Genomic DNA, 26,601 nt, shown 5'->3' with positions numbered 1-26,601 from the left:
TATATGAAGCCTTATAAAATTTGCAGTCCTTCCAGGAGGATTTTTAAGCCGATGAGAATCAGGACGGCCCCGCCGACTCTCTCCGCCTTGGATTTATATTTAAGTCCGAACAGGCTGCCGGCTTTTACGCCGACGGCGGAACAGGCGAAGGTGACGCAGCCGATAGACAGGGCGGCCGGTATAATGGATACGTTCATGAAGGCGAAGGTGACGCCGACGGCTAACGCATCGATGCTCGTCGCGACGGCCAAGGCGAACATAGCCGGCACGGCCATGTTCGCGTCGGGACAGTCTTCCGCCTCAAAGGATTCCTTGATCATATTGCCGCCGATCAAGGTCAGGAGGGCGAAGGCGATCCAGTAATTATACGACGTGATGATGTCGGTAAAAAACGTTCCCAAATAATAACCTGCCGTAGGCATCAGGGCCTGAAATCCGCCGAACCATAAGCCCACCAGGGCCATATGCTTCCAACGGATGCTCCCCAGCGATAATCCCTTGCAGACCGATACGGCGAAGGCGTCCATGGACAGGCCCAGGGCCAGCAGTAATAATTCCAATCCATTCATGGTCATCTCTCCTATGCGATTTCATATGACGGCAAATAAAAAAGACCTAAAGGCAGCGCAAATACTGCCTTTAAGTCTCATCATTTCAAATAGCACCGGGCCCTGAGGCCAGTATGTCGATACTACTATACATGCCGGATGTACTGATTACTCCCTTAAAGTACATCCAGAATTATACTGGATGGAATTGAGATTGTCAATGAGAAAAGCTGCTTTGCCGTGTAAAATCCATGGCGTCGGCAAACCGACCTGTCGTCGCGTTGTTCATCATGACGTAGTTGTAGTTGCCGTTGGGAAACGAAAAGGTGAGCATCGTGTGCCGGTCGTCGTCTAATATGATGCGGACCACCGTAGTGAACCCGTCGTTTGTGACGTTGTGTATGCTGTACGGCACGCCGTCGACGTCGTCCATGGAAATGGACAGCTCCCGGCCGTAGCGGCCCTGCCAGGTACCGACGATGAGGCTGTAGCCCGCCGCATAGGGCATGGAGTGGGACGGGAAGGCCTGGACCGGAGCGGTGCAGGCGACGGCGGCAAGCAGGCAGGCCGCCGCCAACGATTTTATTTTGGTAATCATATATATCATCCTTCTTTCTGAACGCAGCTGCGCATGCTTATAGTATAGTGATTCCATCAATTTTTGCAAGCCCTAGCCGTTGGCGTCAAACTCGTGAATAAAGGACTTATATGACCGAATCCCTGCGTCGGGCTCATATTGATTCAGCATTGCCTCGATGGAACGTTCACGGCGGCGGATATACTGAGTGAGGCGGCGCTTAAACATGACGACGGCCTTTCGTTTAATCTGGGCGGTCAGATTGTTTGTGACCATATAGAGGTTTCGGGACGGCGTATCCAGTCCCAGCTTGGAAATATGGCAGGGCGATGTCTTGGCGATTTGCATGCACACGTCGTACGGCGCGAGGAACCAAAAGCGGTCATCCAACAGCTCGAGGGCTACCTTGGCTGAGTCGACGGAAAACTTCGGCGGCTCTCCCGGCGGGAAAAAGCGGTGGTGCCAGTGGAGATAATCTTGCCCCCAGGGGATGAAGATCTGGTAATCCGTATCTAAATCGATGGGAAAGAGAGTATTCTTGTCCTTGAGTTTGCGGCGGCTTACGACCATGAGCTTTTCCGTATGAATCTTTTTGACCTGAATGCCGGCGATCAGCTGCTCGCCTAAGGGCAGGCCGACGTCGATCGTATTCTGGCGGACATGGTCGTAAATTTCCTGCGTGTGAAGGGTACGGACGGTGAGACGCCAATCTAAGGCATCCTGCCTTAGTTCCTTGTAGAAATCGGCTAACAAATAGTTGTTTACGCTGTCGACGACGCCGATGGACAGTTCCAGGGCTTGGGGGCGTTCCTGAAAGGTGCTGATTTCGTCGTTGAGGCGGAGCCAGCTTTGAGCCAAGGGCAGAAAATTTTTACCGGCAGTAGTTAAATTTGTCTGCTTGGAGCCTTTATTGCGCAAGATGAGCTGGACGCCGAGCTTTTCTTCCAGCTGCTTAATGCGATGGCTGACCGTGGCCTGCGATACAAATAATATGTCGGCGCTTTTCGTGATGTTGCCGGCGTTGGCGACGGTGACAAAGGTTTCGATTAATTCGCTGTTCATGAGACCTATCTCCTTTGTTTGCTGCAGATGATGACAAATATGCATGCCATTGGCAGGGGAGCTTCGCGGCTTTGCACAAAAAGGAAATGCATATGATGACTGTATATGCTGTTTATGTATAACAAGATGAGGTTACGGCTCTTTCTATTGCGATATTGCATGGCTATGTATGCTGCACAATAATTATTTAAAATATTAATAATTGAATGCAGAGGTATTTGTTTTTATTTTAATTTCTCCGGTGATATGATTATACCAGAAGATACGTATCGAGAAAACACATTAAGAATTTATGGTGAATATCTTTTGCATCACAAAGGCATAGGAGGAATATATCATGCATATTATGGACTGCACGTTACGCGACGGAGCCAACGTCGTCGGCACAGGATTTTCAACAGAATTGACGAAATTGATGATAGAAGGCTTGCTCGACAGTCATATCCATATCATTGAGATGGGGCACTGCACCGGCCTCGGTTCGGTCAAAGCCGGCGGCAAGGCTTGTCCTGTGACGGACGAAGAATATCTGGATGTCATAGAACCTTATGCTGATAAAGGGGAAATCGGTATGTTCCAGACTGCGGCGTATGCCGATTCAGAACTAATCGCTTTAGCAGCTTCTAAGGGATTGAAATTTCTCCGCGTCGGAGCTAACGCCGGCGACGGAAAGACGGCGGAAAAGGCCGTGAAGATGGTGCGCGACGCCGGCCTCGAGGCAAAATACAGCTTGATGAAGGCGTACGTCGTCACTCCTGACGAATTGGCCGAAGAAGCGAAGATGCTCGAATCCTTCGGCGTGCAGGCTCTTACGATTATGGACTCGGCCGGTTATATGATGCCCGAAGACGCGGCCGAGTATACCCGCAAGGTAGTCGACGCCGTATCTATTCCCGTAGGCTTTCATGGACACAGTAATTTAGGACTGGCTATGGCGAATGCCCAGGCTGCCGAACGGGCCGGCGCATCCTTCATCGACTGCGGGCTCATGGGTATGGCCCGCAGCGCCGGAAACATTACGACGGAAGGAGCTGTCGCCTTGTTCCGCCGCGAAGGAAAGGCGCAGGAATACGATTTTTACAAGCTGCTGCGCTTCATCGACGAAAAGCTCATGCCGGCGATGGAACGGGAAGGCTACCACAATCCGATTAAGCCCCTCGACCTCGTATTGGGCTATTCGGGCTGTCATTCCAGCTTCGTAGGCGCTTTTAGGGGAGTCGCCGCGGCTGCCGGTGTCAACGTATACGAATTGATTATCGAAACGTCGAAGATAAATCAGAAAAATCCGTCGAAAGACTTGATGGAAGAGGTAGCTGTTACATTAAAGTGAAGAGGCGATGATAAATGGGAAAGTTAAGTGGCGCATTAGATATGCATATACACGGAGCTCCAGATATTGTTAAAAGAAAGTTGAGCGATATTGAAATTGTAAGAGATGCGATTACTCATGGAATGTATGGAGTAGTTTTAAAAACTCACTTAGGATCGACGGCAGAAAGAGCTGCACTTATGCAAGAATTGTTTGGAGCTAAACTTCGTGTTTTTGGGGGAATTACTCTAAATAATTTTATTGGAGGATTTAATCCCTTGGCGCTTCAGGTAGCATTGATGATGGGGGCAAAAATTGTATGGATGCCGACTTTTACTGCTAAAACTCATTTGATATATGAAAGAAAAATAGGAAAAGCTGTAAATGCTCTCTCGAATGTATGCGCTAATATTGAAGGACTTTCGATTTTGGATGATAATGGGAAAATTTTAGATTCAGTCGTAAAAATTTTAAACTTGGTGGCAAAACATAATGCCGTGTTGGGATGTGGTCATATAGGGATGGAAGAAGTTAAGGCGCTGATCCCAGTAGCTAAAGCTTGTGGCGTGAAAAAAATTGTTTATAATCACCCCAATAATCCAATTAATGCTGCATCATTAGAAGAACAACAATGGTTGGTTTCACAAGGCGTTTTATTGGAACGGTGTGTTGTGGATTTAGTACAAGGATTAGCTGATTGGAAAATAATACTAAAGGAAATACGGGAAACGGGAGTAGAAAATAATATATTCAGTACAGATTTAGGACAGTTTACCAATATAGCTCCGACAAAAGGATTGGAACTAGCTCATGATATATTATTAGAAAACCATTTTAATACACAAGAAATTTCTAAATTAATTTGTGAAAATCCACGTGAATTATTATTGACTTGATCCAAAAGGGGGCGTATAGCATGTCTGGGCAAACCTTAGGAACAATAGCGGCAAGAATGGATCGCTTACCCGCGTCTAAATGGCATAAAAAAATCATAGCAATTTTAGGCGCAGGCGTGTTATGTGATACGTTAGATATCTATGCAGGAAGCTCTATATTGGCGGTGTTAATTGCTGACGGATGGTCTAACAATGCTCTAAACGGTGCTTTTATCTCAGCAACTAGCGGCGGCATGCTAATAGGTGCGTTATTGGCAGGCATTGTCGGCGATAGATTTGGAAGGCGAAAAGCATTTTTATTTAACTTTTTGATTTTCGGATTGGCATCTATTTTTTCTGCATTTGTTGTCAATATGACCCAATTAATTATATTACGCGGAATTATGGGATTTGGACTTGGAGCGCAACAAGCCGCAGCGACAGGAACCTTGCCGGAATTTTTTCAGCCTCAACATAGAGGACGATATTCAGGAATTGTCGGGTTTATTGGGAATGTAGCTCCGCCTATTGCGATGTTGTTTTCTCTTCTTATCATTCCGGTTTTTGGATGGAGGGTCCTGTTTGCGGGAATAGGTGTATGTGCATTGTTGGTGTGGTTAGCAGTATTTAAGTATATGCCTGAGTCTCCTAGATGGTGTGCGTCTCAAGGATTAATTGATAAAGCTGATAAATTAGTTTCAGCTATTGAACGGGAAGTGGAAAAGGAAAAAAATATAAAATTAGAGCCAGTTCTGTCAGAGGTTATAGAAGAAAAGGTTCGTAAGGTTCCATATGCATATATTTTTAGTAAAAAAATTATTCGTCGTACCATTACATTGAGTGCTGCATTGATTGGAATGAATGTAGCTATTTATACTATTGTAAACTGGATTCCTACTATTTTTGTTAGCGAAGGAATTAGTATTACTAAATCATTTGCAATGTCCGTCGTGATTATGATAGGGGCACCAGTAGGAGCGTTATTAGTTCCTATTTTTGCAGATAAACTGCCAAGAAGACGAACGTTAGCTATTATGGCTTTTGCGATTGGTGTTTTGGGATATATTTATTCTTTGCAAAGAACTGATTTTATGATAATGAGCATCGGCTTTTTGATGATTGTTTTATTGTATTTTTACTCGGTAACAACAATGTTTGTTTATTCTGGAGAAATTTTTCCGACAGAAGCCCGGCTTCGAGGTGTTGGTTTTTCGAGTGGATTGGGACGTTTTGTATCTGTATTTACCCCTATGCTTATTGCGTGGCTTCTGACTGAAATGGGCGCAACTGCAGTTTTTCTATTTATTTTTGCCATGATGACGTTTATTGCGATAGTTATTGCGATATTTGGCATAGAAACTCGGAATAAGCCATTAGAAGCTATTGATGAAGAGTAAGCCAATACTTAAATGACTAAGAGGTGAAAAGTATGAATCGAAGATGGATTATTGCCATATTATTACTAGGGTATTTATCTATCAATTATATTGATAGAGTGAACCTTTCAGTAGCAACTCCCGTGTTAATGGAAACATTTAACCTTAGTGCGGGTCAAATGGGAACTTTGCAATCCATATTTTTGTTAGCATATGTGCCACTGGTTATTCCTATGGGAATGATGGCGGACAAATTTGGTGCAAGAAAAATGAACACTTTTGCGTTATTTGTCTGGTCATTAGCTGCGGTCTTAACTGGCTTTGCAACTGGATTAGCTATGCTGATTGTTTTGCGGCTCATGTTGGGAATTGGCGAATCTCCGGCTTTTCCTACCTGTAATAAGGTTATTAGTGACTGGATTCCTGTTAGAGAACGCGGATTAGTTACTGCTATCTTTAATAGCGGTACCTTATTGGGACCAGCTATAGGTATTTTAGCAGCCTCTTATTTACTGGAACAATTCCCTTGGCAATTTTCTTTTATTATCTTAGGATCATTAGGATTTATCTGGCTTCTGTTATGGATATGGTTATATTATGATCCTGAAAAAGCATGGTGGTTAAAAGATGAAGAACGTCAATATATTTTAGAAAATAGGAACTTAATAGAAACTAATGGAAAGCCGATAAAAACGGCAAAAAAGATGACAGTAGGCATGTTATTAAAGCAAAAAACCATGTGGGGGCTATTATTAAGCCACGGGGGAACTACCTATGCAATGTATTTTTTCCTTACATGGATTCCAGCGTATTTGATGACTGAACGAAATCTTAATCTAGTCCATGCCGGATGGTTTGGAGCGTTGCCGTATATTGTAGCTATGATAGTAACTATTCTTTTAAGTAAGTTTAGTGATTATATCGGTAAAAAGCAAGATTTATCAAGCGGCGGCAGAAGAAAAATGGTTATTGCATACATGTTGTTGGGATCAGTAATCTTATTAGTTCCATATGTTGAAAGCTTTATTGTTATGGAAATTATATTGATAGTTGCTAATTCTTTCTTTATGGCGGCCAATACGTTGAATTTCGCGTTGTTAAATGACATGATTGTTGATAAAAGTGCTGCTGGGGCAACTAGTGGATTGATGGTATTTGGTGGATCTGGTTCAGCTTTTTTTGCTGGCGAATTTACAATACAAGTGCAACACCTATAAAAAATGACACATAGGTTTCTGATATAATAATGCTACCAAACAAAATCTATATCTCGGAGGAAACCTATGTGCCACTATCATCATCTTACTCTATCTGAACGAGAAAATCTACTCTTTTTTCGCGCGCAGTCCTATTCTATCTCTCGAATTGCGGCGGCCCTCGGCCGAGATAAATCCACGATCTCACGGGAACTACGCAGAAATACAGTGAACGGCAAGTATCTGCCCATCACCGCACAACAACAGTATGCCCGCCGCCGTAAGGCATGCAAGCCTCACAAGCGGTTAGAGAATGCCGAGCTATTCGCATTGGTTAAAAATCTCTTCCTGGTGCATCATTGGTCCCCAGAAGAAATTGCCGGACGCTTGCAGCTGGAACATCAGAAGGCACTCCTTAGCTATGCAACGATTTACCGCGCCATATATGCCGGTATGTTTGATGAAACGTCGTCCTCCCATGGGTCCCGCGGTGCGGTCCGCCGCTTGCGGCATCATGGAAAATCCCGGCATACCCGGCAATATCAGGAACGACGGGGTTCTATTCCCATCTCTCACGATATTTCGGAACGGCCAGCAGGAGCCGCTAACCGCTCCCGGCGAGGACATTGGGAATGTGATACCATAGCAGGAAAGACAGGAAAAGCCTGTCTGGTTACGTTGGTAGATAGAAAGAGCCGGTATCTGGTAGGAGGCAAAGCAGCCAAAAAGACAGCACAAGCCGTCAATACGGTATTGCTTCAGGTACTGCAAGGGCAACCTGTAAAAAGCCTTACGCCGGACAGAGGAAAAGAGTTCGCCCATCATGCCGCTGTCACGGAGGCCTTGAACGGCGTGCCGTTTTATTTCCCGCCGCCGCATCAGCCCTGGCAGCGGGGAAGCAACGAAAATACCAATGGCCTAGTCCGAGAGTATTTCCCGAAAGGGACGGACATCACACTCGTTCCAGAAGCCTATGTGCAAGCTGTTTTTGCAGAACTAAATCGCCGTCCCCGAAAATGTTTAGGATACAAAACGCCATACGAAGTACATTACTCTAAAAAGTTGCACTTAGCTTGACAATTCGCCCTCCATTAGTAACCGGATTTATTATTCAATTTACAAACTCTTATACAAGTGCATTTATAGTATCGGGAGTTTTGTTGATTGCAGCATCGGCTGTTTCATGGTTTATGGTTCGTAAACCTCTTCAGCCACAAGAAAATTAAATATAAAAATGGAGGAGGATGAAGATGAATAATACGTTTGAAATTTCATATTTAGGGCATTCTTGCTTTTTAATAAGAACAATTAATGGCAAAAATCTTTTAGTAGATCCGTGGTTAAGAACTAATAAGTCTGCGGCTATAATGCCAGAAGAAGTGCATGATATTGATATGATTGCAGTGACTCATGGCGCATGGGATCATTTAGGAGATGCTATTGAGATTTGTAAACAAAACAATGCTCACTTATTTTGTGGAGCGGAAGTTGCGTTGCATGCAATTGACAAAGGCATAAAAGAAGAAAATATTACTAAAATGATTTATGGTACTGCGCTTACGTATCAGAATATTGGTATCCGTGCGATAGTTGCCCATCATATATCGATGGTAGAGTATAAAGAACAAATATTAAGTGGATCGGCTTTAAGTTATATTTTTAGGATGGAAGATGGAACGGGAATCTATTTTAGCGGAGATACCTGTATCTTTAGTGATTTAAAATTATATAGTGAACTATATCCTGTTGATATAGCAATTATTGGAATGGATAATTTGCCTGGGTGTCCGATTGAAATGTCTGGAGAAGAGGCTGCATTGGTAGCAAAATGGATGGATGTTGATGTTGCTATTCCTATGCATTATCCCCCTGACTCATTAGAACCTAAAAAATTTGCGACAACACTAGAAAAAACAAGAGTTAAACCTGTTATTTTAAAACCTGGACAAGTATTTTCCTATGAGAGAAAGAGCTATAACGGGAAAGTTAAAGAATAACAAATTGGAGAGATATACTTATGAAAACATATATTTTAGAACCCATTTCTCAAGAAGCATTAGAATATGCAAGAAAACATTTAGATATTATTACTTGGGATGAAAAAGATCCTCAACTATCCGAAGTAGAAGCTATTATTGTTAGAGCTAATACGGTTGATAGAACATTTATAGACGCCATGCCGAAGCTGCGCATCATTGCCAAGCACGGCGTCGGCACGGACAATATCGATATTCCCTACGCCGCTTCGAAAGGGATTCTCGTGACCAACACGCCGACGGCCAACTCCAATTCCGTCGCCGAACTGATTATCGGATTGATTCTCGACTGCGCCCGCAAGATTACGTACAGCCACGAAGCCTGCATGGAAGGGCTGGAGCGGAATCAGCCCATGTTTCTGAGCGGTCAGGAAATTTCCGGGAAAAAGGCCGGCCTCATCGGCATCGGCCATATTGGGGCCATCGTCGGCAAGCGCCTCAAAGGCGGCTTCGACATGGACGTGCTGGCCTACGACCCCTTTCTGGGCAGAGAAAAGACTGAAGCCATGGGCTTTTCCTATACGGACGACGTGACCGATATTTATAAGACCTGCGACGTCGTATCCGTATCGGTGCCTCTGAATGATCAGACGCGCAATATGATTTCTGCAGGTGAATTGGCGATGTGCAAGAAAAACGCCATCATCATCAACGCCTCCCGCGGCGGCATCGTCAACGAGCACGACTTGAGCCAGGCTTTGGCGGACGGGGAAATTTTCAGCGCTGCCGTAGACGCCTGGGTCGTCGAGCCGGTGCAGAAGGATCATGAGCTGTTCCGGCAGAAAAACTTCGTCGGCACGCCCCATAACGGGGCCAATACGAAGGAAGCGCTCATCAATATGGGAACGGGAGCCGTCGATGAAATCCTGCGCGTAGCGCGGGATGAACCGACGCTGACCAATTTAGGCCTGCGCGTAAAATAAGGAATTCGCTGTTTTCGGACAGCTTCCATCATAATCTGACATCCAACAAAAAAAACGGACAAGCCTGCTGCAGATCGTCGGCAGGTTTTGTCCGTTTTTACTATATGGAGTTACTTGCTTTCAAAGAAGGCTTTGTAGGCTAAATAGGCGCAGTAGGCGTCGGCTTTGGCTACGATTTCCAGCGGCGCGTGCATGCTGTGCATGGCGACGCCGCAGTCGACGACGTCGCAGCCCCAGTTGGCCATGATATAGGCGATGGTGCCGCCGCCGCCCTGGTCGACCTTGCCCAGCTCGCCGACCTGCCAGGGGACGTTGGCGTCATTGAAGATGCGGCGTACCTTGGCTAAAAATTCGGCGTTGGCGTCGTTGCTGCCTGCCTTGCCGCGGGCGCCTGTGTACTTGCACAGGCAGATGCCATAGCCTAATTTGGCCGAGTTGGTTTCTTCGTAGGCTTCGGGGAAGATCGGGTCGAAGGCTGCCGCTACGTCGGCCGACAGGACTTCGCTGCTGCGCAGGGCCCGGCGCAGGTACAGCTCTTCCGTGCGGCCCTGCAGAGCCAGCATTTCCGCCGTAAAGTCGAGGAAGTACGACGAGTGGACGCCCGTGTTGCCGACAGAACCGATTTCTTCCTTGTCGGCAAAGAGGGCGACCTGGGTCTTCGCGCAGGGAGCGGCGCTGAGGATCGCCGCCAGGTTGCCGTAAGAGCATACGCGGTCATCGTGGCCGTGGGACATGAGGAGCGACCGGTCCAAGCCGACTTCGCGGCTCTTCTGAGCCGGAATGATTTCCAGTTCCGCGCTGGTGAAGTCTTCTTCCGTAATGCCGTATTTTTCCCGCAGCAATTCCAAAATCTGAGGCTTCGTCTTTTCTTCTTCGCTGTACGTGCCGACGAGAGGCATGAGCATTTCGCCCGTAATGGCTTCGCCCAGCTTCTTGGCGGCCTGGTCCTTGCCGAGGTGCGGCAGGAGGTCGTTGATGAAAAATACGGGATCGTCCGGGTCTTCGCCTATGGAAATGTCGATTTGACGGCCGTCGGCGGTGTAGACGACGCCGACGAGGGACAGGGGCATGCAGACCCACTGGTATTTCAGGACGCCGCCGTAGTAGTGCGTTTTGAAGTAGACGATTTTATTTTTTTCTACGACGGGCATGGCTTTCAAGTCCAAGCGGGGGCAGTCGATGTGGGAGCCGACGATTTTCATGCCTTGTTCCAGCGGCTCGGAGCCGACGACGGCGAGGATGACCGACTTGCCTTTCTGGTTCCAATATACTTTGTCGCCGGCCTTCAGGGCCGTGTATTCCGACAAGGGCTTAAATCCTGCGTCCTCGGCCTGGCGGATGATTTCTCTGGCGGCGAGCCGTTCCGTCCTGGCCGTGTCCAGAAAACGGCGGTACGCCGCGCTGTATTCTTCCATGCGACGCCGTTCTTCCGAGGAAAAACGGGCCCATGCGCTTTGTTCCATATCAAATGCTTTCATGTGCATCCTCCTTTGAGATAAAATATCATCTTACATTATAATCCGTATCGCCATAAATGGAAAGACCGGCCAGGGCATATAGAGAGATTTGCAGAAATGGAGAAAATTTCTTTGTATTTTTACACATTTTATAGTATAATAAAACACAATTTATGAATGCCTGAACGCGACATATGACGTATGCAGGCTGGGGTAGTTTAGGTTGCGAGGGGGAATCGCCATGATTAACCAGAATAGAATTAAGGAATTAGTCAAACAATGTACGGAAGATATGCGCTGTGCGCGCCGGAAGCTTCACGCATATCCGGAAATTTCCAATGAAGAGGAACGCACGGCGGCCTATATGGCGAAGACGCTGCGCAGCTTCGGCGTAGACGTACAGGAAGGCGTCGCCGGCGGCCATGGTGTCGTCGGTACGCTGACCGGGAAGCGGCCTGGGCCGACTATTGCCCTGCGGGCCGATATGGACGCCTTATCCATTACAGAACAGACCGGCCTGCTTTTTGCGTCTCAGTGCGAGGGAAAGATGCATGCCTGCGGCCATGACGGCCATATGGCGATCTTGCTGGGGGCGGCAAAGGTTCTCAGCGAATTGAGGGACGAGCTGGCCGGGACAGTCGTGTTTATCTGCCAGCCGGCAGAGGAAAAATCGCCTCGCGGCGGCGCGAAGGGGCTGGTCGAAGCGGGCGTGCTCGACGGCGTTGACGCCATATACGGCCTTCACGTATGGCCGACGCTGCCGACGGGAACGATCGGCGTCAAGGCCGGTCCGATGATGGCCGCCTCAGACCATATCCGCATCGTCATCCGGGGGAAATCCAGTCATGCGGCCATGCCTCATAAGGGCGTCGACGCGATCGTCGCGGCGGGGCAGTTTATCACGGCGGCCCAAGATATTATCAGCCGGCAGATTAACCCGCTGTATCCGGCAGTGCTGACCTTCGGCCGCATCAGCGGCGGCACGCGCTACAATATCGTCGCCGGCGAAGTAGAGCTGGAAGGGACGTGCCGGACCTATCATGCAGAAGCTCAGGACATGGTCGAAGCGCAGTTGGGCAACATGCTCCGGGGGCTGGATACGATGTACGGCACGGAGAGCGAGCTGCATTACGAGCGGGGATATGCCGCCGTAGTCAATTCGCAGCGGCAGGCTGATTTCGTCGCGTCCGTCGCGGCGGACTGCTTTGGCCGGGATGCCCTGGCCGACGTGCAGGAACCGGCCATGACGGCGGAAGATTTTTCCGGCTACTTGCAGGCCTGCGACGGCGCCTTCTTCTGGCTCGGCGCGACGAAGGCCGGCGATGCGGTATATCCCCTGCATAACTCGCGTTTCGCCGTAGATGAAGACTGCCTGCCTATCGGCGCGGAACTCATGGCATCTCTGGTGTGCCGGGCTATGGAGAACCAATAGTCTTGCAAATTTCGCAAATAAGTTAGAAAAAATTATAATATAAAAAAGGAAAATCGCCTCTATGTCACGAATCCTATAAGTAACGTGATTCATAGGAGGCGATTTATGTATGAAAGAATATACCAGTGAACAAATTCGCAACGTAGCTGTGCTCTCCCATGACGGCGCCGGCAAGACGGCCGTCGTCGAATCGTTGCTCCTGGCCTGCGGCGCCGTCGACGCCGTCGGCGTAGGCAAGGACAACAAGCACATCATGGACTTTGAACCGGAAGAAATCAAACGCAACGTTACGATTCAGCTCGGTATAGCTCCCTGCGAATGGGAAGGCTACAAGATGAACTTCATCGACACGCCGGGCTATTCGGAATTCTGCGGCGAAGTACGGGCCGCCCTACGGGCCTGCGACGGCATTTTGCTCGTCGTATCGGCCGAATCGGGCGTAGAAATGGATACGGAACGGGCCTGGGACTACGGTGTAGAATTGAAGCTGCCCCGCATGTTCTATGTCAATAAGATGGACGTGGAACACGCCGATTTCTTCGGCTGCCTGGAAAAGATGCGCGCCGTCTTCGGCAAATCCATCATGCCCCTGCAGATTCCTATCGGCGAAGGCAAGGATTTCCGCGGCATCATCGACGTGTGCAAGATGGTAGCCTGGGAATGGAAAAACGGGAAATGCGAAGAAATCAAGGTTCCGCCCGAATATATGCCGAAAGCACGCGAAGTACGGGAAATGTGCATGGAAGCCGCCGCTGAAGGCGACGACGAACTGCTGGAAAAATACCTCGAAGGCGAAGAGCTTACGCTGGAAGAACTGCGCAAGGGCCTTCGTCAGGGCATGCTGACCGGCCGGGTCTGCCCGGTCATGTGCGGCAGCGCCAACTCCCATATCGGTACGGCCGAACTGCTCCGCCGCATTATTACTTACATGCCGGCTGCTTCGCAGAAGGTCATGATGGGCGAAGACAAGAAGACGGGCGAACCCGTCGTCGTGTATCCGAATAAACCCTTTACGGGCTTCGTATTTAAGACGCTCATCGATCCCTTCGCCGGCAAGCTGAGCTACGTCCGCGTCTTCTCCGGCACCCTCAAGGAAGGGGACAAGCTGTACAACGCTACGCAGGACAAGGATGAAAAATTAGGCAAGCTCTTTACTCTGGTCGGCAAGGAACAGATTCCCGTTACGGAAGCCGTCGCCGGCGATATCGTCGTATTGCCGAAGCTGCAGTACGCCCGCACAGGCGATACCTTCGCCCTGCCCGAATCGCCCGTCGTATACGATCAGGTCCGCTTCCCCAATCCGCTCCATACGGTAGCGATGGTTCCGGAAAAGAAAGGCGACGAAGAAAAGCTGATGAACGCCCTGCTGCGCATCAGTGAAGAAGACCCGACCTGCAAGGTCGAAAAGAGCGTAGAAGGCAAGCAGCTCATCGTCCGCTGCATGGGCGACGTCCACCTCGACCATATCATGACCAAGATGGAACGGAAATACGGCATTAAAGGCGTGCTGCAGGACGTCTATATTCCGTACCGCGAAACGATCAAGGGCAAGGCTACGGCCGAAGGCAAGCATAAGAAACAGAGCGGCGGCCATGGACAGTACGGCCACGTCATCTTGGATATCGAACCCCTTACGAACGGCGAATCCTTCGAATTTGTCGACGACATCTTCGGCGGCGCCGTACCAAAACAATATATTCCGGCCGTTGAAAAGGGCGTAAAGGAAACGCTGGAAAAGGGCCTCATCGCCGGCTATCCCATGATCAACATCAAGGTTACACTGAAAGACGGCTCGTACCACTCCGTCGACTCGTCGGAAATGGCCTTTAAGGTAGCGGCAGCCCTGGCGCTGAAGAAAGGCGTTCCCGAAGCCAATCCGGTACTGCTGGAACCGGTCTACAACGTAGACGTCGTCGTTCCGGAAGAATACATGGGCGACATCATGGGCGACTTCAGCAGCCGCCGCGGCCGCATCCTCGGGATGGAACATCACCGCAACCGCAAGGGCATCATCGTCGTCAAGGCGCAGGTTCCCCTGTCGGAAATGAAAGGCTACGTCACGGTTCTTCGCTCCATGACGCAGGGCAAGGGTACGTTCAACATGGAATTCTTCGCTTATGAAGAAGTTCCTAAAAAGCTGATGGACGAAATCATTGCCAAGGCGCAGGAAGCGAAAAAAGAATAAATCCCTCCTCACGGGCCCTTGCGCGCAGCTGTGCGCAAGGGTCTTTCTAATAGTTCGATACCCAAGCTATGCGATTTATATATTGAAAAGTTGAAAAAATTTCTTGTATAAAACCGTTAAACGTTCTATAATTATTATGTGAAATACAGAACTTATTAACAAGCGCTTAGAAAGGTATGGTGAGTACAATGTCCCAGTGGACAGATATGTACCGGCAGAAACTGACGACGCCGGAAGAAGCAGTAAAACTCGTTAAATCAGGTGATTGGGTAGATTATGGAATGGCTACGTCTCAGCCTATTTTGCTGGACAAGGCACTGGCCGGCCGTAAGGAAGAATTAAAGGACGTCAAGGTACGTATGTCCTTTACCTTTGCGCCTCGTGCTGTCGTAGAAGTCGACCCCAACCGTGAAACCTTCACGGCTATGAACTGGCATATGAGCGGCTATGACCGTAAGCTGTGCGCCCAGGGGCTGATGAACTTCATCCCCATGTGCTACCGCAACGAACCGTCGATGTACCGCGACATCCTCGACGTAGACGTAGCGATGATTACGGTTGCTCCGATGGATAAACACGGCTTCTTTAACTTCGGCCTGAACATTTCCGCCAATGAAGCCATTACGAAAAAAGCGAAAAAGGTCATCGTAGAAGTCAACGAAGCGATGCCCCGTGCGCTCGGCGGACGCGGTGAACAGATCCATATTTCCGACGTAGCAGCCATCGTCGAAGCCGGCAGTATCCCCATGCCGACCATTCCCTTTAAAACGGGCGACGAAATCGATACGAAGATCGCTGAAATGATTGTGAAAGAAATCCCGAACGGCGCGACCTTGCAGCTCGGCGTCGGCGGCTTGCCGAATACGGTAGGCGCTATGATCGCTGAATCGGACTTGAAGGACTTGGGCATGCATACGGAAATGCTTGTCGACGCCTTCTACCTGATGTATAAGGAAGGCCGCCTGACGAATAAATTGAAGGCCGTAGACCGCGACAAGGCTTCCTGGGCCTTCGCTCTCGGTTCGCAGGATATGTACGACTGGATCGACGACAACCCGTTCCTCGCCGCATATCCCGTCGACTATGTAAACGATCCCTTCGTTATCGCACAGCTCGACAACTTCATTTCCATCAACAACTGCGTGGACATCGACCTGTTCGGCCAGATTTCCTCCGAATCGTCGGGCACGCATCACATTAGCGGCAGCGGCGGACAGCTGGACTTCACCGACGGCGCCTATCGTTCCCGCGGCGGCAAGAGCATCATCGCCCTGCGCTCGACCTTCCACAATAAGAAGACGGGCAAAGACGAATCGCGCATCAAACCGACGCTCCTGCCCGGCACGATTGTCACGGACCCGCGCTCTCAGGTCAACTGGGTAGCAACGGAATACGGCATGGTCAACCTCATGGGCTCGTCTACATGGGAACGTGCCGAAAAGCTGATCAGCATTGCTCACCCCGATTTCCGTGAAGATCTGATTAAAGCGGCTGACGACATGAAGATTTGGCGTTACAGCAACAAACGGTAAGAGGATAGTATTTCCTTTACGCTGCATGAAGGCTCCTGCTGCGAGTTATGGACTCTCCATCTCTCGCGGCGGGGGCTTTTTATTTTTTTTTGATGACAGGCGCGAAGTTAAGGGAAAATATGGATTTTATTTGAAATATTTTGGTATAATTAAAAATATACTCGATTTAATAAAAGGGAGGTCTTGGTATGGGATACAACTTTACGGAAGAGCAATTAGCCGTACGGGATTTGGTTCGCTCCTTTGCCCAAAAGGAAGTGGCGCCGCTGAGCCGGCAGATGGACGAAACGGGGTGGAATCCGGAATTGTATAAGAAATACATCGCGACGGGACTGCATGCGACGCCGATTCCCGAGGCCTATGGCGGAGCCGGATTGGGTGACGTGGAATGCGCCGTCATTACGCACGAATTGGCCCGGGCCGACGCCGGATTTGCCATGTCCATGGAAATCAGCTGGGTCTGCGCCGATATGATTCGCCTCCACGGCAGCGACGAGCAGAAAGAGAAATACTTGACGGCTGTCGCCGACGGGAAATTATTTGCCTTTGCCCTGACGGAACCTGATTCGGGCTCCGACGCGGCGGGTATGCGGACACGGGCTAAAAAGCAGGCTGACGGCTCGTACGTCGTCAAGGGCTCCAAGGCCTGGATTACCAACGCCGGCATTGCCGACTACTACGTCGTCATGGCTATTACAGACCCGGAAAAGGGCGCCAAGGGCATTTCGGCGTTTCTGGTCGATGCCGGTACGCCGGGATTGATCGTCGATAAGGAAGAGGACAAGATGGGCATGCGCAGCTCCGATACGCACGGCCTTACCTTTGATGACATGAAGCTGCCTGCCGGCGCCCTCCTCGGCGAAGAAGGCAAGGGCTTCGTCTACGCCATGGAAGGGCTGGACGGCGGCCGCATCAGCTGTGCGGCTATTTCTACGGGCATTGCCGAGCACGCCATGCAGATTGCCAAGGAATATTCCCTGCAGCGCGTGGCCTTTGGCAAGCCTATCGCCAAGTTCCAGGGCGTTTCCTTTAAGCTGGCGAATATGTCCATGTATATCGATGCCATGAACCTGATGCTCTACGATGCGGCGGCCTTAAAGGCTACGGGAGTGCGCTGCTCGAAATTGGCGGCTGAAGCCAAGCTGCTGGCCTCTACTCACGCGACGCAGATCTGTCTCGACGCGATTCAGATCCTGGGCGGCAACGGCTACAGCAAGGAATACAATGTAGAACGTCTCCTGCGCGACAACAAGCTCATGGAAATCGGCGAAGGGACCAATGAAATCCTGCGGGTCGTCATCGGCAGCGCCGTGCTGGCGGAAAAGTAGACAGCGTCATTTCCTTGTCATCACAAGTAAAAAAAGCGTATCCGGCAAATCGGCGCGGATACGCTTTTTATTTAAATGGCAGATACCCCAGGGACACGAGGAGGTAAAAGGCCGGGTATAAGATGAGAATATACAAAATCGTCGTCGTGATGAACGGGGCCATGGACAGGTTGACGTTCAAGTCATAGAGCCGCGCCGTCACCAAGGCGTTGATGGCGCAGGGCGTAGCCATCATGATGAGCAGCGAGCCCAGCAGCACTGGGTCGGACGTAAACTGCAGGGCCAGCACGTACGAAGCGGCCGGCGTCAGGATCATCTTGATGGGGATGAGGTCGAGGGTCGGCTTGCAGTATACCTTGAGATGGGAAAAATCGATGAGGTAGCCGATGGGAAGCAAGGCCGCCCAGGCGTTGACGTGAACCAATCCCTGAAAGATCTGCCCCAATACGGCCGGCCTCGGCACGCCGGAGACGTACAGCAGGATGCCGGCGATGATGGCGAGAATGGACAACTGGTTCCAGTTGATGAAGATGTTTTTCCAGTTGGCTTTAAAGAAGGCCGGGATATTCGTTGTCTGCCCGCTGTTGTGGTAATAGTAGCCCATGGGGAAGAGGACAAAGAACATGACCAGCCCCTGGAATACCCCGATGATCTGCGAGTAGGCAAAGGCGACTTCGCCGTACAGCAGGTAGCCGCACAGGCCGCCCAGGGCCGTCGTGTTGGAGGGCATAGCCGAAATGAGATAGCTGCCCTTGTCTATCTTGTCGGTAAACCGCCGCTGCCGGTGGAGCAGGAAGATGATAGCTAGGGGGAAGAAGGCGTTGAAAAACGCGAAGAAGGGCAGCGATAACAGGTCAGGCTTCAGCGGCAGGACCCACATGCTGAGCAGGGCCAGGACGGACATGACGCAGATGATGTTGAAGCGGATGAGAAAATTGCACTGGGACGGCGACATGAGACGCCGCTGCTTTAAGGCGTAGCCTACGGCCAGTGGCAGGACGATGTCGAGAAAAATATAGAGAATGCGAGAGCTTGCTTCGCCCAAATAAAATCCCTTTCTTTCTGCAATGATTATTTTCGGATGGCGGCGCGGAAGGCGTCGGCCAAGGAGAAGGTCAGCGGTTCCGCAGGCTTGGTCGCGTCGATAATCGGCTGCATAATGTCGCGGAATTCGTCCTTCTTCTTGGACAGGACGTACAGCTTCGACGTGTTGCGGGCGTCCCACAGGGCGTCGTGCATCTGGCCGTCGAAGGTTTCTCCTAGGGTACTGACGGCCTTGTCCAGGGAAATGACGTTGTCCAGCCCCAGCAGGTTGCAGTAAATCTGCTGGAAGTTTTGCCAGTGGTCGAGCATCCAGCGGATGTCCTCGTCGGCCATGTCCAGCTTTTTCAGCCGCATTTCGCAGGTCAGCTGCCGCCAGTCGTTTTCGCTCCAGGCGTACATTTCGTAGTCGTTGCCGTTCGAGTCGCGGCACCAGCTGAGAAAATGGGCAAAGGCCTGGCTGAAATGGGGCGCGTCGGCGAGCATGTCCATGGTGATGCCCGTCAGTTCCTGACAGGTGGCGTTCATTTCCGTGGCGTATTCCGGCCGGACGTATTCTTTATACGACCCTATTTCTTCGCCGTCCTCGTTGATCTTGACGGCGCCTATTTCGATGATTTCTCCCTTGCAGATGCGGCGCGCTTCCTTCTGGCTCCGTCCGATAGGGTTCATTTCAAAGTCTACGAATACTGCGTTCATGTATCAAAGCTCCTTTCTAACCTTTTCAAACTGCTTTCTGCAATATTCATAGCACCCATTATAACACAAGACAGGCCATAAAACCTATAGAAAATATGGCCTGTCTCTATGCATTCATATAGAGTCAGCGAAAGACGACTTGGACGAGGAACATGTAAAAAGCCGTGCCACCGCCGATGCTGAGAAACATGCTGTGCCGCCATTTATGAAGAAGAACGATGAGCGCAATGGCGATGAGTTCCGGCAGGGCATGATAGGACGTAAACACGGCGTCCTTCAGGCAATAGACGACGAGCAGGCCAACTGCTGCCGGAGGCAGTACCGTGCCCAGATAGGAAATGAAGGCCGGCGGATTGCCTTTGGAAAAGATAAGGAAAGGAAGAAACCTGGTAAGCATTGTCCCCAAGGCGATAGCGCCAATGGTCAGCAGCATTTCAAAGGGTGTCATAATCATAAGGGGTCCTCCTTAGTCAGATATACATTCTTTTTCCACAACAAAATTCCAGTAATGAGTATCATAGCCGGGATAACGAATTGGCTGCTGCCGAATATTGCCAGCGCCAGCAGCGTGCAGGCAATACCGGTTATGGCTGAGCGTCGCGCACTTTTGTGTTCCCACTGTCCAAGGAACAAGACGACGAATAAAGCGGTCATGACGAAATCAATGCCTGTCGTATCGAAGCGGATATATGCTCCCAGTACAGCCCCTAAAACTGTGCTGACAATCCAATATAGGTGAATCAGGAGGGTGACGAAGAATCGGAACCAGTTTTTGTCTACGCCGGCCGGCGGTTCGACGGTGCAGTTGATAGAGAAAGCTTCATCGCCGAGGCCAAAGAGAAGATACGGTTTTTTCCATCCCGTGCCCTTGTATTTTTCCAACATAGAAATGCCGTAAAACAAATGGCGGGCATTGACCATGAGAGTCATCAGAAACGCATACAGCGGGTGAAATGCTGACAGCAGAAGCGACACTGCGACAAACTGCATCGCGCCGGCAAAGATGACGATGCTCATGATGATTGGATAAAAGATGGAAAAGCCTTTGCTGGCCATAAGGAAGCCGTAGGAGAGTCCGATAAACAGGAATCCTATGAAAATCGGCAGCGTATAAGGCAGGGCAGCCTGAAAGGCCTTGCGTTTCATGAAGATCAACTCCTTAGTACACCACTGGCAGAGAGCGGGCATGTATATGGTATCTATTCATATAGTACCGAACGTTTTTTATATCGTCAACCAAGACAGAGGCAGATTTTCTGCGGCAGCTGTATTAGTATTGACAAGAGGCGAATTTCAGGTATACTTATATTAATTTTATAAATGAAGTCTATGAACGAAACGAGTACATATGCAGCGACAGGAGCAGCGAGCCGATGGCAGTGGGAGTTCGGCCCAGATCAGCCTATGGAATGGATTCGGGAGACGCGGCCTGAACGGCGACTAGTAGGGCCTGCCGGTGTATTTCCACCGATATCAAAGAAGCGTGTATCGCATAGGCCGTACATGTAGAGCTGGGCTGGAGACAGCCAATTTGGGTGGCACCGCGGAAACAGTAACATAAGCTTTTCGTCCCTGAACACAAGGGGATGAAAGGCTTTTTTTGTGCATATATAGGAGGAAACCTAATGCTGGAGTTTAAGGATGTCTGTTTTAATTATGGAAACGGCGTGCCCGTATTAGAACATATTAATATACGAATCGGTCCGGGCGAGTTCATCGGCCTGGGCGGCCGCAACGGCTGCGGCAAGACGACGGTGACGCGCCTGCTCATGGGATTGGAAAAGCCCGTATCGGGAGAAATCCTTCATGACGGCAAGGTCATCAACGACGACGACGCGTCGGCCCGCAGCCACTACATCGGCTACGTATTTCAGCGGCCCGAACGGCAGATGTTCCGTTCGACCGTCGAGGACGAAGTGGCCTATGGCCCGCAGCAGCTGGGCATGAGCCGGGATGAGACGGCTGCGGCTGTCGCCGAGGCGTTGGCCATGACGGGCCTGTCCCATTTGGCCAAGGCTTACCCGCCGAACCTCAACCGCGGCGAAAAGCAGCGCGTGGCCATCGCTTCGGCCATTGCCATGCATACGAGCTGCATCATCTTGGACGAACCGACGAGCGGGCAGGACAGCGCCGATAAGAAAATGCTCATGGAGCTGCTGACCGACTTGAATAAAAAGGGCATGACCATCCTTATCATTTCTCATGATATGGATATATTCGCCCAATACTGCCAGCGGGTTATCGTCATCGGCAATCATACGAAGGCCTTCGACGGCACGCCGCAGGAGCTGTTTACGCAGCGCGAAGACCTGTACGATTTGGGTTTGAGCCGCCCCGAGTCGGTGGCCCTGTCCATGGCCGTGCCGGGCATGAAATACTGCCGGTCGATGAAGGAATTTACGGAAGAAATGCTGCGGCGTATAGGAGGGAACCGATGATGAAGCGATTTGTACCGATTACGAAATTAATTGGCACCTTTGCCTTTTCCTTTTGGGCCTTAGTCATCAACACGACGGCCCCTCTTGTCGTCCTCGTGGCGGCGGAGCTGTTGCTGCTGGCGATGTGCGGCAGCCTGAGCCGCAATCTCAAGGCCGTATGCAGCCTGGCCGTCTTCGCCGTCTTTCTCGGGCTGGTCCAGCTCGTCGGCGGCGGTTCCCTCGAATCGGCGTATATCACAGGCCTGCGCATGATGGCCATGACCGTCGTATTCATCATCTTGCTGACGACGACGCGGCTGCAGGATTTGACGGCGGCTCTGGTCAAGCAGGTAAAAATTCCCTATGAATACGCCTTTATGTTTACGGCGGCCCTGCGCTTCGTCCCCGATTTTATCGCTGAAAGCAAGGCCGTTCAGGAGGCTCAGGCCTGCCGCGGCCTGTCTACGAAGGGCAACGTCGTCAAGAAGATGATCCACTATATGAGCGTCATCCAGCCGCTCATGCTCAAGTCCCTGGGACGGTCGGAAACGATGGCTTTAAGCCTGGAGCTGCGCGGCTTCGGCAGCAGCGAGCACAGCTTTATGAGCAACGTCCGGCCTAAGGGAAGGGATTACGCCGTCATGGCCGTCATGGCGGCGGTCAGCTGCGTTGTCGTGTACATGCGGCTTCATGGATTGGTATAAGGAGGAGCAGGTATGAAACAAGTAGAAGATATTGCCGCGTTGGAATTTCACCACCGCCAGGGCGGACAGTTCCGCTGGATTACCATTACGACGCTCATGCTGGCCATCGGCACGATACTTCATCTCGTATCGCCCAGCGTCGGCGGCATTACGCCGAACTGGACGATCGCCACGTACTGCGTCGCCATCTGCCTGACCAAGCCCTCGTACCGGCAGGCCGTGGGCATCGGCCTCGTCGCCGCCCTAGTCAACGTGCTGACGTCGAAATCGGGATTTCCCTACGGCAACCTCATCAGCGAGCCCATGGGCGCCCTGACCTGTACGTTTATCGTAAAGAATCTGTCGTTTATAAAAATCAAAGGCCATTCGTGCCTTCCCGTGCTGACCGGCTTTGCCGCGACCTGTATGAGCGGCGGTATCTTCGTCACCATTTTGAAGATTGTCATGGGCCTGCCAAACAGCGTCTACTTCGCCGGCATGCTGCCCCTGGTCGTGGTTATCGGCCTGCTGAACGCCGTCGTCACGCCGGTCATGTATTTCCCGGCCCTGCGGCTGTTCGTGGCCCGGGGCATCCTCGATTCGCTGGAAGAGCAGGAAGTGGCTTCAGACCACAGCATGTACGACTTAAAGCCCTCTCAGGAGGGGCTCATTTCCATCGAGCATCTGACATACATCTACAATAAGCGGAAGCAGCCCGTCCTGGACGACGTTTCCATGGTGCTGCACAAGGGCGACTTTCTCGTCGTGACCGGCGAGAGCGGCAGCGGCAAGAGCTCCCTGTGCATGGCCATGACCGGCGCCATTCCCCATTATTTCGGCGGCGTCATGAAGGGCATGGTATACGTCGACGGCAAGGCTACGACCCAGACGACGATTTCCGATCTGGCCGGCCGCGTCGGCGCGATGCTCGACGACTACGACAGCCAGCTCGTCGCCATGACCGTAGAAGAAGAAATCGCCTTCAGCCTGGAAAATAAAGGCGTCGCGCCGGAAAAAATCGAAGCGGCCATTACGGAAGCCCTGGAAAAGGTCAGCATGACGCCGTACCGCCATCGTCCGCTCAGCAATTTGTCCGGCGGCCAGCGCCAGCGGCTGGTCATTGCCGGCGTATTGGCGACCAACCCGGATATCCTCGTGTTTGACGAACCGACATCGGCCCTCGATCCGGAAGGCACCCACGCCTTTTATGAGCTCATCCACGAACTCAACGTCAAGTACGGCCACACTATCGTGGTCATCGAGCATTCTCTGGAAGCGGCACTGCCGTACGCCAACCGGCTGGTGCTCCTCGACGAAGGGAAAATCGTCTGCGATGCCGACGTAGAAACGACGCTGCGCTATATGTACGACCACGACATATATAAATCGGCCATTCCTCAGGTATTCGCCTGCCAGCTCGATTTGGAAAAGGCGGGATGTACCTTCCCCGTTCCCTGGGTTTCGACGGAAGCGGCTGTTGATTCGCTGCGGCAGATGAAGATCTGAGAAAGGAAGAGCCTATGAAGTTGTTATGTTTGGGCGACAGCCTGACCTACGGCTATGACGTCGCCTGCGGCTGCCGCTGGACGACAAGACTGGCGAAGGAAAAGGGGATTTCCGTCTGCAACGAAGGCCTGTGCGGCGATACGACGGGCGGCATGCTGTACCGGGCCCAGCGCATGAAGCTGGACTCGTTCGACGCCTTCTTCTTTATGGGCGGCTCCAACGATATCCTCATGGATATTTCGCCGGACCGGATAAGACAAAACCTGGAAGCTGTCGCCTGTCTTTTTCAGCGTGAGAAAAAAGCTGTGTATGTCGGCGTGCCCATCCTGACCAAGGCGGAAAGCGCCCTGTTCGGCTGGCAGGGAAGACATGACGTAACCCGTCACAATGAAGCCCTGCGCAGCCACCGCCAATGGCTGCTGCAGCTGGCCCAACAATACCATTTCACTGCCGTCGACTTTTACGGCGCAATGCTGCAGGCAGAACAAGAAGGCCAGACGAACCTGTACGCCGACGGCGTTCACCCCAATGAAGCAGGCTATGCCGTCATGGCGCGGCAGGCCATTCAGATAATCCGCTGATATATGCAAATACCGCATGTTCCGAATCGTATGTACGGGAACATGCGGTATTTTTTTATAAGGCTCTGTCACAACAAATGGTTGATTTTGACGAGAAATAGCGTATAATAATAGTAAGAAACAGTACCACCGAAGGAGGTAATTGGATATGCCTACTATCAAAGACGCATTAGATATTATCGGTAAGTTGACTGTCGCAGAGCAGGAAAGCCTTAAAACAATGCTTTTAAGTCCTGCCTTTGTAAAGTCTTTGAATATTGAAGATTTCGTAGCAAAGGAACGCTTTGCAAATGGTCGTGTATGCCCTCTTTGTGGCTGTATCCATGTGGTTCGCAATGGTCATCGTAAAGATGGCACACAGCGATATGTATGTAAGGATTGTGGCAAGTCCTTCGTGATTGCTACGAACTCCATTGTGTCTGGTACAAGAAAAGACTTGTCCGTGTGGGAGCAGTACATTGATTGTATGATGAATGGCTTATCCATTCGTAAGACTGCTGTTGCTTGTGGGATTCACAGAAACACCGCATTCCTTTGGAGACACAAGATTTTGGATGCACTTCAGAATATGGCAGACGATGTTACCCTTGACGGCATTATTGAGGCTGACGAAACTTTTTTCGCCATCTCGTACAAGGGCAATCATAGCAAGAGTAAGACATTTGCTATGCCACGCAAGGCTCATAAGCGTGGTCATTCTACACATATCAGAGGCTTGTCCCAAGAAAAGGTATGTGTTCCTTGTGCGGTTAATAGGAATGGCTTGTCTATCTCCAAGATTACGAATACTGGTAGAGTTTCTACAAGAGATTTACATCATATTTATGATGGTAGGATTAAGACCAATTCCACTCTTGTTACGGACAAGATGAACTCCTATGTGAGATTTACAAATGCCAATGGCATTGACCTTGTGCAGTTAAAGACTGGCAAAGCCAAGAAAGGCATTTATAATATCCAACATATCAATAGCTACCATAGCCAGCTAAAGAGGTTTATGCGTGGCTTTAACGGTGTTTCTACCAAGTATCTGAACAACTATCTTGTGTGGAATAACCTTGTAAATTACGCCAAAGAAAGCGACATGGAGAAAAGGAACATCTTCTTAACTTTCGTTTTGGCAACATTGAAAACTGCTAAATGCAGAGATTTATCAAACAGACCAGCAGTTCCTCTGGTCGCCTAATTAGAATTTGTGGAGATGATAAGATGGTCAATATAACAGATGTAAAACAGATTCTTCAATTTGCAATAGATGCGGAGATTAAAGTCTTTCTTGATGGTGGCTGGGGTGTAGATGCTCTTCTTGGATATCAGTCAAGAGCCCATAATGATATTGACATTTTTGTAGAAAAGAACGATTATCAGAACTTTATAGAAATAATGAAAGCTAATGGCTTTTATGAGATTAAGATGGAATATACAACATTGAACCATACTGTATGGGAAGATTTGAAAAACAGAATTATTGATTTGCATTGTTTTGAATATACGGACGAAGGTGAAATTCTTTATGATGGGGATTGTTTTCCGGTAGAAACTTTTTCGGGTAAAGGAAGAATTGAGGAAATAGAGGTTTCCTGTATTGAACCATATAGTCAAGTAATGTTCCATCTGGGATACGAGTTTGATGAAAATGATGCACATGATGTGAAGTTATTGTGTGAGACACTTCATATCGAAATTCCAAATGAGTATAGATAACTGCAAATAACAGTTTGTAGGGGAGTTCTGATACTCCCCTATAAAAATGGCTATTTATCAACTGTTTGTTGTGACATAGCCTTTTATAATTCTACGCGGCAAGGCATCGAGGTGTTGTTTTGAATGAAATACAT

General features: G+C 50.1%; 25 protein-coding genes. 17 read left to right on the top strand and 8 right to left on the bottom strand.

Annotated features, from left to right (window positions below; genetic code table 11):
• Nucleotides 1-11: 11 nt before the first annotated feature.
• The 3 genes from DKB62_RS05215 to DKB62_RS05205 all read right to left on the bottom strand — a co-directional run bounded on the left by DKB62_RS05215 (nt 12) and on the right by DKB62_RS05205 (nt 2,187).
• A complete protein-coding gene (locus DKB62_RS05215; protein ID WP_107196244.1) occupies nt 12-569 on the bottom strand; it encodes a manganese efflux pump MntP in 558 nt (185 codons plus the stop codon).
• 196 nt (nt 570-765) lie between these two features.
• A complete protein-coding gene (locus DKB62_RS05210) occupies nt 766-1,146 on the bottom strand; it encodes a hypothetical protein (RefSeq protein ID WP_087477576.1) in 381 nt (126 codons plus the stop codon).
• 72 nt (nt 1,147-1,218) lie between these two features.
• Nucleotides 1,219-2,187: a LysR family transcriptional regulator gene (locus tag DKB62_RS05205; protein WP_198643514.1), complete on the bottom strand. Its 969-nt coding sequence runs from the start codon at nt 2,185-2,187 to the stop codon at nt 1,219-1,221.
• Nucleotides 2,188-2,524: 337 nt separating this feature from the next.
• Here DKB62_RS05205 and DKB62_RS05200 point away from each other — a divergent pair, with 337 nt between their 5' ends.
• The 7 genes from DKB62_RS05200 to DKB62_RS05170 all read left to right on the top strand — a co-directional run bounded on the left by DKB62_RS05200 (nt 2,525) and on the right by DKB62_RS05170 (nt 9,902).
• On the top strand, nt 2,525-3,517 hold the full coding sequence (locus DKB62_RS05200; protein WP_107196246.1) for a beta/alpha barrel domain-containing protein: 993 nt from the start codon (nt 2,525-2,527) through the stop codon (nt 3,515-3,517).
• Between the two features lie 14 nt (nt 3,518-3,531).
• Nucleotides 3,532-4,392, top strand: a complete 861-nt coding sequence (locus DKB62_RS05195) for a DUF6282 family protein (protein ID WP_107196247.1) — start codon at nt 3,532-3,534, stop codon at nt 4,390-4,392.
• Nucleotides 4,393-4,412: 20 nt separating this feature from the next.
• On the top strand, nt 4,413-5,768 hold the full coding sequence (locus DKB62_RS05190) for an MFS transporter (protein WP_107196248.1): 1,356 nt from the start codon (nt 4,413-4,415) through the stop codon (nt 5,766-5,768).
• A gap of 32 nt (nt 5,769-5,800) precedes the next feature.
• Nucleotides 5,801-6,964: an MFS transporter gene (locus tag DKB62_RS05185; RefSeq protein WP_107196249.1), complete on the top strand. Its 1,164-nt coding sequence runs from the start codon at nt 5,801-5,803 to the stop codon at nt 6,962-6,964.
• Between the two features lie 66 nt (nt 6,965-7,030).
• Nucleotides 7,031-8,020 carry an IS30 family transposase gene (locus DKB62_RS05180; protein WP_107196804.1) on the top strand — a complete coding sequence of 330 codons (990 nt, stop codon included), beginning with the start codon at nt 7,031-7,033 and terminating at the stop codon, nt 8,018-8,020.
• A 173-nt stretch (nt 8,021-8,193) separates the two neighbouring features.
• Nucleotides 8,194-8,940, top strand: coding sequence for a metal-dependent hydrolase (locus tag DKB62_RS05175; protein WP_157949749.1), 747 nt, complete (start codon nt 8,194-8,196; stop codon nt 8,938-8,940).
• Between the two features lie 20 nt (nt 8,941-8,960).
• A complete protein-coding gene (locus DKB62_RS05170; protein WP_107196744.1) occupies nt 8,961-9,902 on the top strand; it encodes a hydroxyacid dehydrogenase in 942 nt (313 codons plus the stop codon).
• A gap of 110 nt (nt 9,903-10,012) precedes the next feature.
• Here DKB62_RS05170 and DKB62_RS05165 read toward each other — a convergent pair whose 3' ends face one another.
• Nucleotides 10,013-11,380 (bottom strand): aminopeptidase, encoded by a 1,368-nt coding sequence (locus DKB62_RS05165; protein ID WP_107196745.1) that lies wholly within the window; start codon nt 11,378-11,380, stop codon nt 10,013-10,015.
• Nucleotides 11,381-11,600: 220 nt separating this feature from the next.
• Here DKB62_RS05165 and DKB62_RS05160 point away from each other — a divergent pair, with 220 nt between their 5' ends.
• The 4 genes from DKB62_RS05160 to DKB62_RS05145 all read left to right on the top strand — a co-directional run bounded on the left by DKB62_RS05160 (nt 11,601) and on the right by DKB62_RS05145 (nt 17,836).
• The gene (locus DKB62_RS05160; protein ID WP_087477574.1) at nt 11,601-12,791 is read left to right on the top strand and encodes a M20 metallopeptidase family protein; all 1,191 of its coding nucleotides are present in this window, start codon (nt 11,601-11,603) and stop codon (nt 12,789-12,791) included.
• Nucleotides 12,792-12,900: 109 nt separating this feature from the next.
• Nucleotides 12,901-14,976, top strand: a complete 2,076-nt coding sequence (gene fusA, locus DKB62_RS05155; RefSeq protein ID WP_087477573.1) for an elongation factor G — start codon at nt 12,901-12,903, stop codon at nt 14,974-14,976.
• A gap of 176 nt (nt 14,977-15,152) precedes the next feature.
• Nucleotides 15,153-16,508, top strand: coding sequence for an acetyl-CoA hydrolase/transferase family protein (locus tag DKB62_RS05150; protein ID WP_331225483.1), 1,356 nt, complete (start codon nt 15,153-15,155; stop codon nt 16,506-16,508).
• Between the two features lie 188 nt (nt 16,509-16,696).
• Complete coding sequence (locus DKB62_RS05145) at nt 16,697-17,836, top strand: acyl-CoA dehydrogenase family protein (protein ID WP_107196747.1); 1,140 nt, start codon at nt 16,697-16,699, stop codon at nt 17,834-17,836.
• Nucleotides 17,837-17,903: 67 nt separating this feature from the next.
• Here the strand turns inward: DKB62_RS05145 and DKB62_RS05140 are convergent, their stop codons facing one another.
• From DKB62_RS05140 to DKB62_RS05125, 4 genes are all read right to left on the bottom strand, one after another.
• Nucleotides 17,904-18,881, bottom strand: a complete 978-nt coding sequence (locus DKB62_RS05140; RefSeq protein ID WP_107196748.1) for an AEC family transporter — start codon at nt 18,879-18,881, stop codon at nt 17,904-17,906.
• Between the two features lie 26 nt (nt 18,882-18,907).
• Entirely contained in the window at nt 18,908-19,576 is a 669-nt protein-coding gene (locus DKB62_RS05135; RefSeq protein WP_107196749.1) for a 3'-5' exonuclease, read from the bottom strand.
• Nucleotides 19,577-19,700: 124 nt separating this feature from the next.
• Entirely contained in the window at nt 19,701-20,030 is a 330-nt protein-coding gene (locus DKB62_RS05130) for a branched-chain amino acid transporter permease (RefSeq protein WP_198643558.1), read from the bottom strand.
• Nucleotides 20,027-20,722, bottom strand: a complete 696-nt coding sequence (locus DKB62_RS05125; protein WP_087477568.1) for an AzlC family ABC transporter permease — start codon at nt 20,720-20,722, stop codon at nt 20,027-20,029. The genes DKB62_RS05130 and DKB62_RS05125 overlap by 4 nt, the downstream gene beginning before the upstream one ends.
• Before the next feature lie 479 nt (nt 20,723-21,201).
• Between DKB62_RS05125 and DKB62_RS05120 the strand changes: the two genes are divergently transcribed.
• From DKB62_RS05120 to lnu(C), 6 genes are all read left to right on the top strand, one after another.
• Nucleotides 21,202-22,014 carry an energy-coupling factor ABC transporter ATP-binding protein gene (locus DKB62_RS05120; protein WP_107196750.1) on the top strand — a complete coding sequence of 271 codons (813 nt, stop codon included), beginning with the start codon at nt 21,202-21,204 and terminating at the stop codon, nt 22,012-22,014.
• Nucleotides 22,014-22,697: an energy-coupling factor transporter transmembrane component T family protein gene (locus tag DKB62_RS05115; RefSeq protein WP_162860325.1), complete on the top strand. Its 684-nt coding sequence runs from the start codon at nt 22,014-22,016 to the stop codon at nt 22,695-22,697. The genes DKB62_RS05120 and DKB62_RS05115 overlap by 1 nt, the downstream gene beginning before the upstream one ends.
• 12 nt (nt 22,698-22,709) lie before the next feature.
• The gene (locus DKB62_RS05110) at nt 22,710-24,182 is read left to right on the top strand and encodes a tryptophan transporter (RefSeq protein WP_087477565.1); all 1,473 of its coding nucleotides are present in this window, start codon (nt 22,710-22,712) and stop codon (nt 24,180-24,182) included.
• 14 nt (nt 24,183-24,196) lie between these two features.
• Nucleotides 24,197-24,763, top strand: a complete 567-nt coding sequence (locus DKB62_RS05105) for a GDSL-type esterase/lipase family protein (protein ID WP_107196751.1) — start codon at nt 24,197-24,199, stop codon at nt 24,761-24,763.
• 148 nt (nt 24,764-24,911) lie between these two features.
• A complete protein-coding gene (locus DKB62_RS05100; RefSeq protein ID WP_002837184.1) occupies nt 24,912-25,949 on the top strand; it encodes an IS1595-like element ISSag10 family transposase in 1,038 nt (345 codons plus the stop codon).
• A 23-nt stretch (nt 25,950-25,972) separates the two neighbouring features.
• Nucleotides 25,973-26,467 carry a lincosamide nucleotidyltransferase Lnu(C) gene (lnu(C), locus tag DKB62_RS05095; RefSeq protein ID WP_019543803.1) on the top strand — a complete coding sequence of 165 codons (495 nt, stop codon included), beginning with the start codon at nt 25,973-25,975 and terminating at the stop codon, nt 26,465-26,467.
• Nucleotides 26,468-26,601: the final 134 nt, after the last annotated feature.

The organism is Megasphaera stantonii (genome assembly GCF_003367905.1).
GTDB classification, from domain to species: domain Bacteria; phylum Bacillota; class Negativicutes; order Veillonellales; family Megasphaeraceae; genus Megasphaera; species Megasphaera stantonii.
This window is presented reverse-complemented; position numbering and strand designations above follow the sequence as displayed.

Excerpts from the sequence above, each read along its gene's own strand:
- DKB62_RS05215 (WP_107196244.1), bottom strand. The coding sequence starts at position 569 with ATGAATGGATTGGAATTATTACTGCTGGCCCTGGGCCTGTCCATGGAC.
- DKB62_RS05210 (WP_087477576.1), bottom strand. The coding sequence starts at position 1,146 with ATGATTACCAAAATAAAATCGTTGGCGGCGGCCTGCCTGCTTGCCGCC.
- DKB62_RS05205 (WP_198643514.1), bottom strand. The coding sequence starts at position 2,187 with ATGAACAGCGAATTAATCGAAACCTTTGTCACCGTCGCCAACGCCGGC.
- DKB62_RS05200 (WP_107196246.1), top strand. The coding sequence starts at position 2,525 with ATGCATATTATGGACTGCACGTTACGCGACGGAGCCAACGTCGTCGGC.
- DKB62_RS05195 (WP_107196247.1), top strand. The coding sequence starts at position 3,532 with ATGGGAAAGTTAAGTGGCGCATTAGATATGCATATACACGGAGCTCCA.
- DKB62_RS05190 (WP_107196248.1), top strand. The coding sequence starts at position 4,413 with ATGTCTGGGCAAACCTTAGGAACAATAGCGGCAAGAATGGATCGCTTA.
- DKB62_RS05185 (WP_107196249.1), top strand. The coding sequence starts at position 5,801 with ATGAATCGAAGATGGATTATTGCCATATTATTACTAGGGTATTTATCT.
- DKB62_RS05180 (WP_107196804.1), top strand. The coding sequence starts at position 7,031 with ATGTGCCACTATCATCATCTTACTCTATCTGAACGAGAAAATCTACTC.
- DKB62_RS05175 (WP_157949749.1), top strand. The coding sequence starts at position 8,194 with ATGAATAATACGTTTGAAATTTCATATTTAGGGCATTCTTGCTTTTTA.
- DKB62_RS05170 (WP_107196744.1), top strand. The coding sequence starts at position 8,961 with ATGAAAACATATATTTTAGAACCCATTTCTCAAGAAGCATTAGAATAT.
- DKB62_RS05165 (WP_107196745.1), bottom strand. The coding sequence starts at position 11,380 with ATGAAAGCATTTGATATGGAACAAAGCGCATGGGCCCGTTTTTCCTCG.
- DKB62_RS05160 (WP_087477574.1), top strand. The coding sequence starts at position 11,601 with ATGATTAACCAGAATAGAATTAAGGAATTAGTCAAACAATGTACGGAA.
- fusA (WP_087477573.1), top strand. The coding sequence starts at position 12,901 with ATGAAAGAATATACCAGTGAACAAATTCGCAACGTAGCTGTGCTCTCC.
- DKB62_RS05150 (WP_331225483.1), top strand. The coding sequence starts at position 15,153 with ATGGTGAGTACAATGTCCCAGTGGACAGATATGTACCGGCAGAAACTG.
- DKB62_RS05145 (WP_107196747.1), top strand. The coding sequence starts at position 16,697 with ATGGGATACAACTTTACGGAAGAGCAATTAGCCGTACGGGATTTGGTT.
- DKB62_RS05135 (WP_107196749.1), bottom strand. The coding sequence starts at position 19,576 with ATGAACGCAGTATTCGTAGACTTTGAAATGAACCCTATCGGACGGAGC.
- DKB62_RS05130 (WP_198643558.1), bottom strand. The coding sequence starts at position 20,030 with ATGATTATGACACCCTTTGAAATGCTGCTGACCATTGGCGCTATCGCC.
- DKB62_RS05125 (WP_087477568.1), bottom strand. The coding sequence starts at position 20,722 with ATGAAACGCAAGGCCTTTCAGGCTGCCCTGCCTTATACGCTGCCGATT.
- DKB62_RS05120 (WP_107196750.1), top strand. The coding sequence starts at position 21,202 with ATGCTGGAGTTTAAGGATGTCTGTTTTAATTATGGAAACGGCGTGCCC.
- DKB62_RS05115 (WP_162860325.1), top strand. The coding sequence starts at position 22,014 with ATGAAGCGATTTGTACCGATTACGAAATTAATTGGCACCTTTGCCTTT.
- DKB62_RS05110 (WP_087477565.1), top strand. The coding sequence starts at position 22,710 with ATGAAACAAGTAGAAGATATTGCCGCGTTGGAATTTCACCACCGCCAG.
- DKB62_RS05105 (WP_107196751.1), top strand. The coding sequence starts at position 24,197 with ATGAAGTTGTTATGTTTGGGCGACAGCCTGACCTACGGCTATGACGTC.
- DKB62_RS05100 (WP_002837184.1), top strand. The coding sequence starts at position 24,912 with ATGCCTACTATCAAAGACGCATTAGATATTATCGGTAAGTTGACTGTC.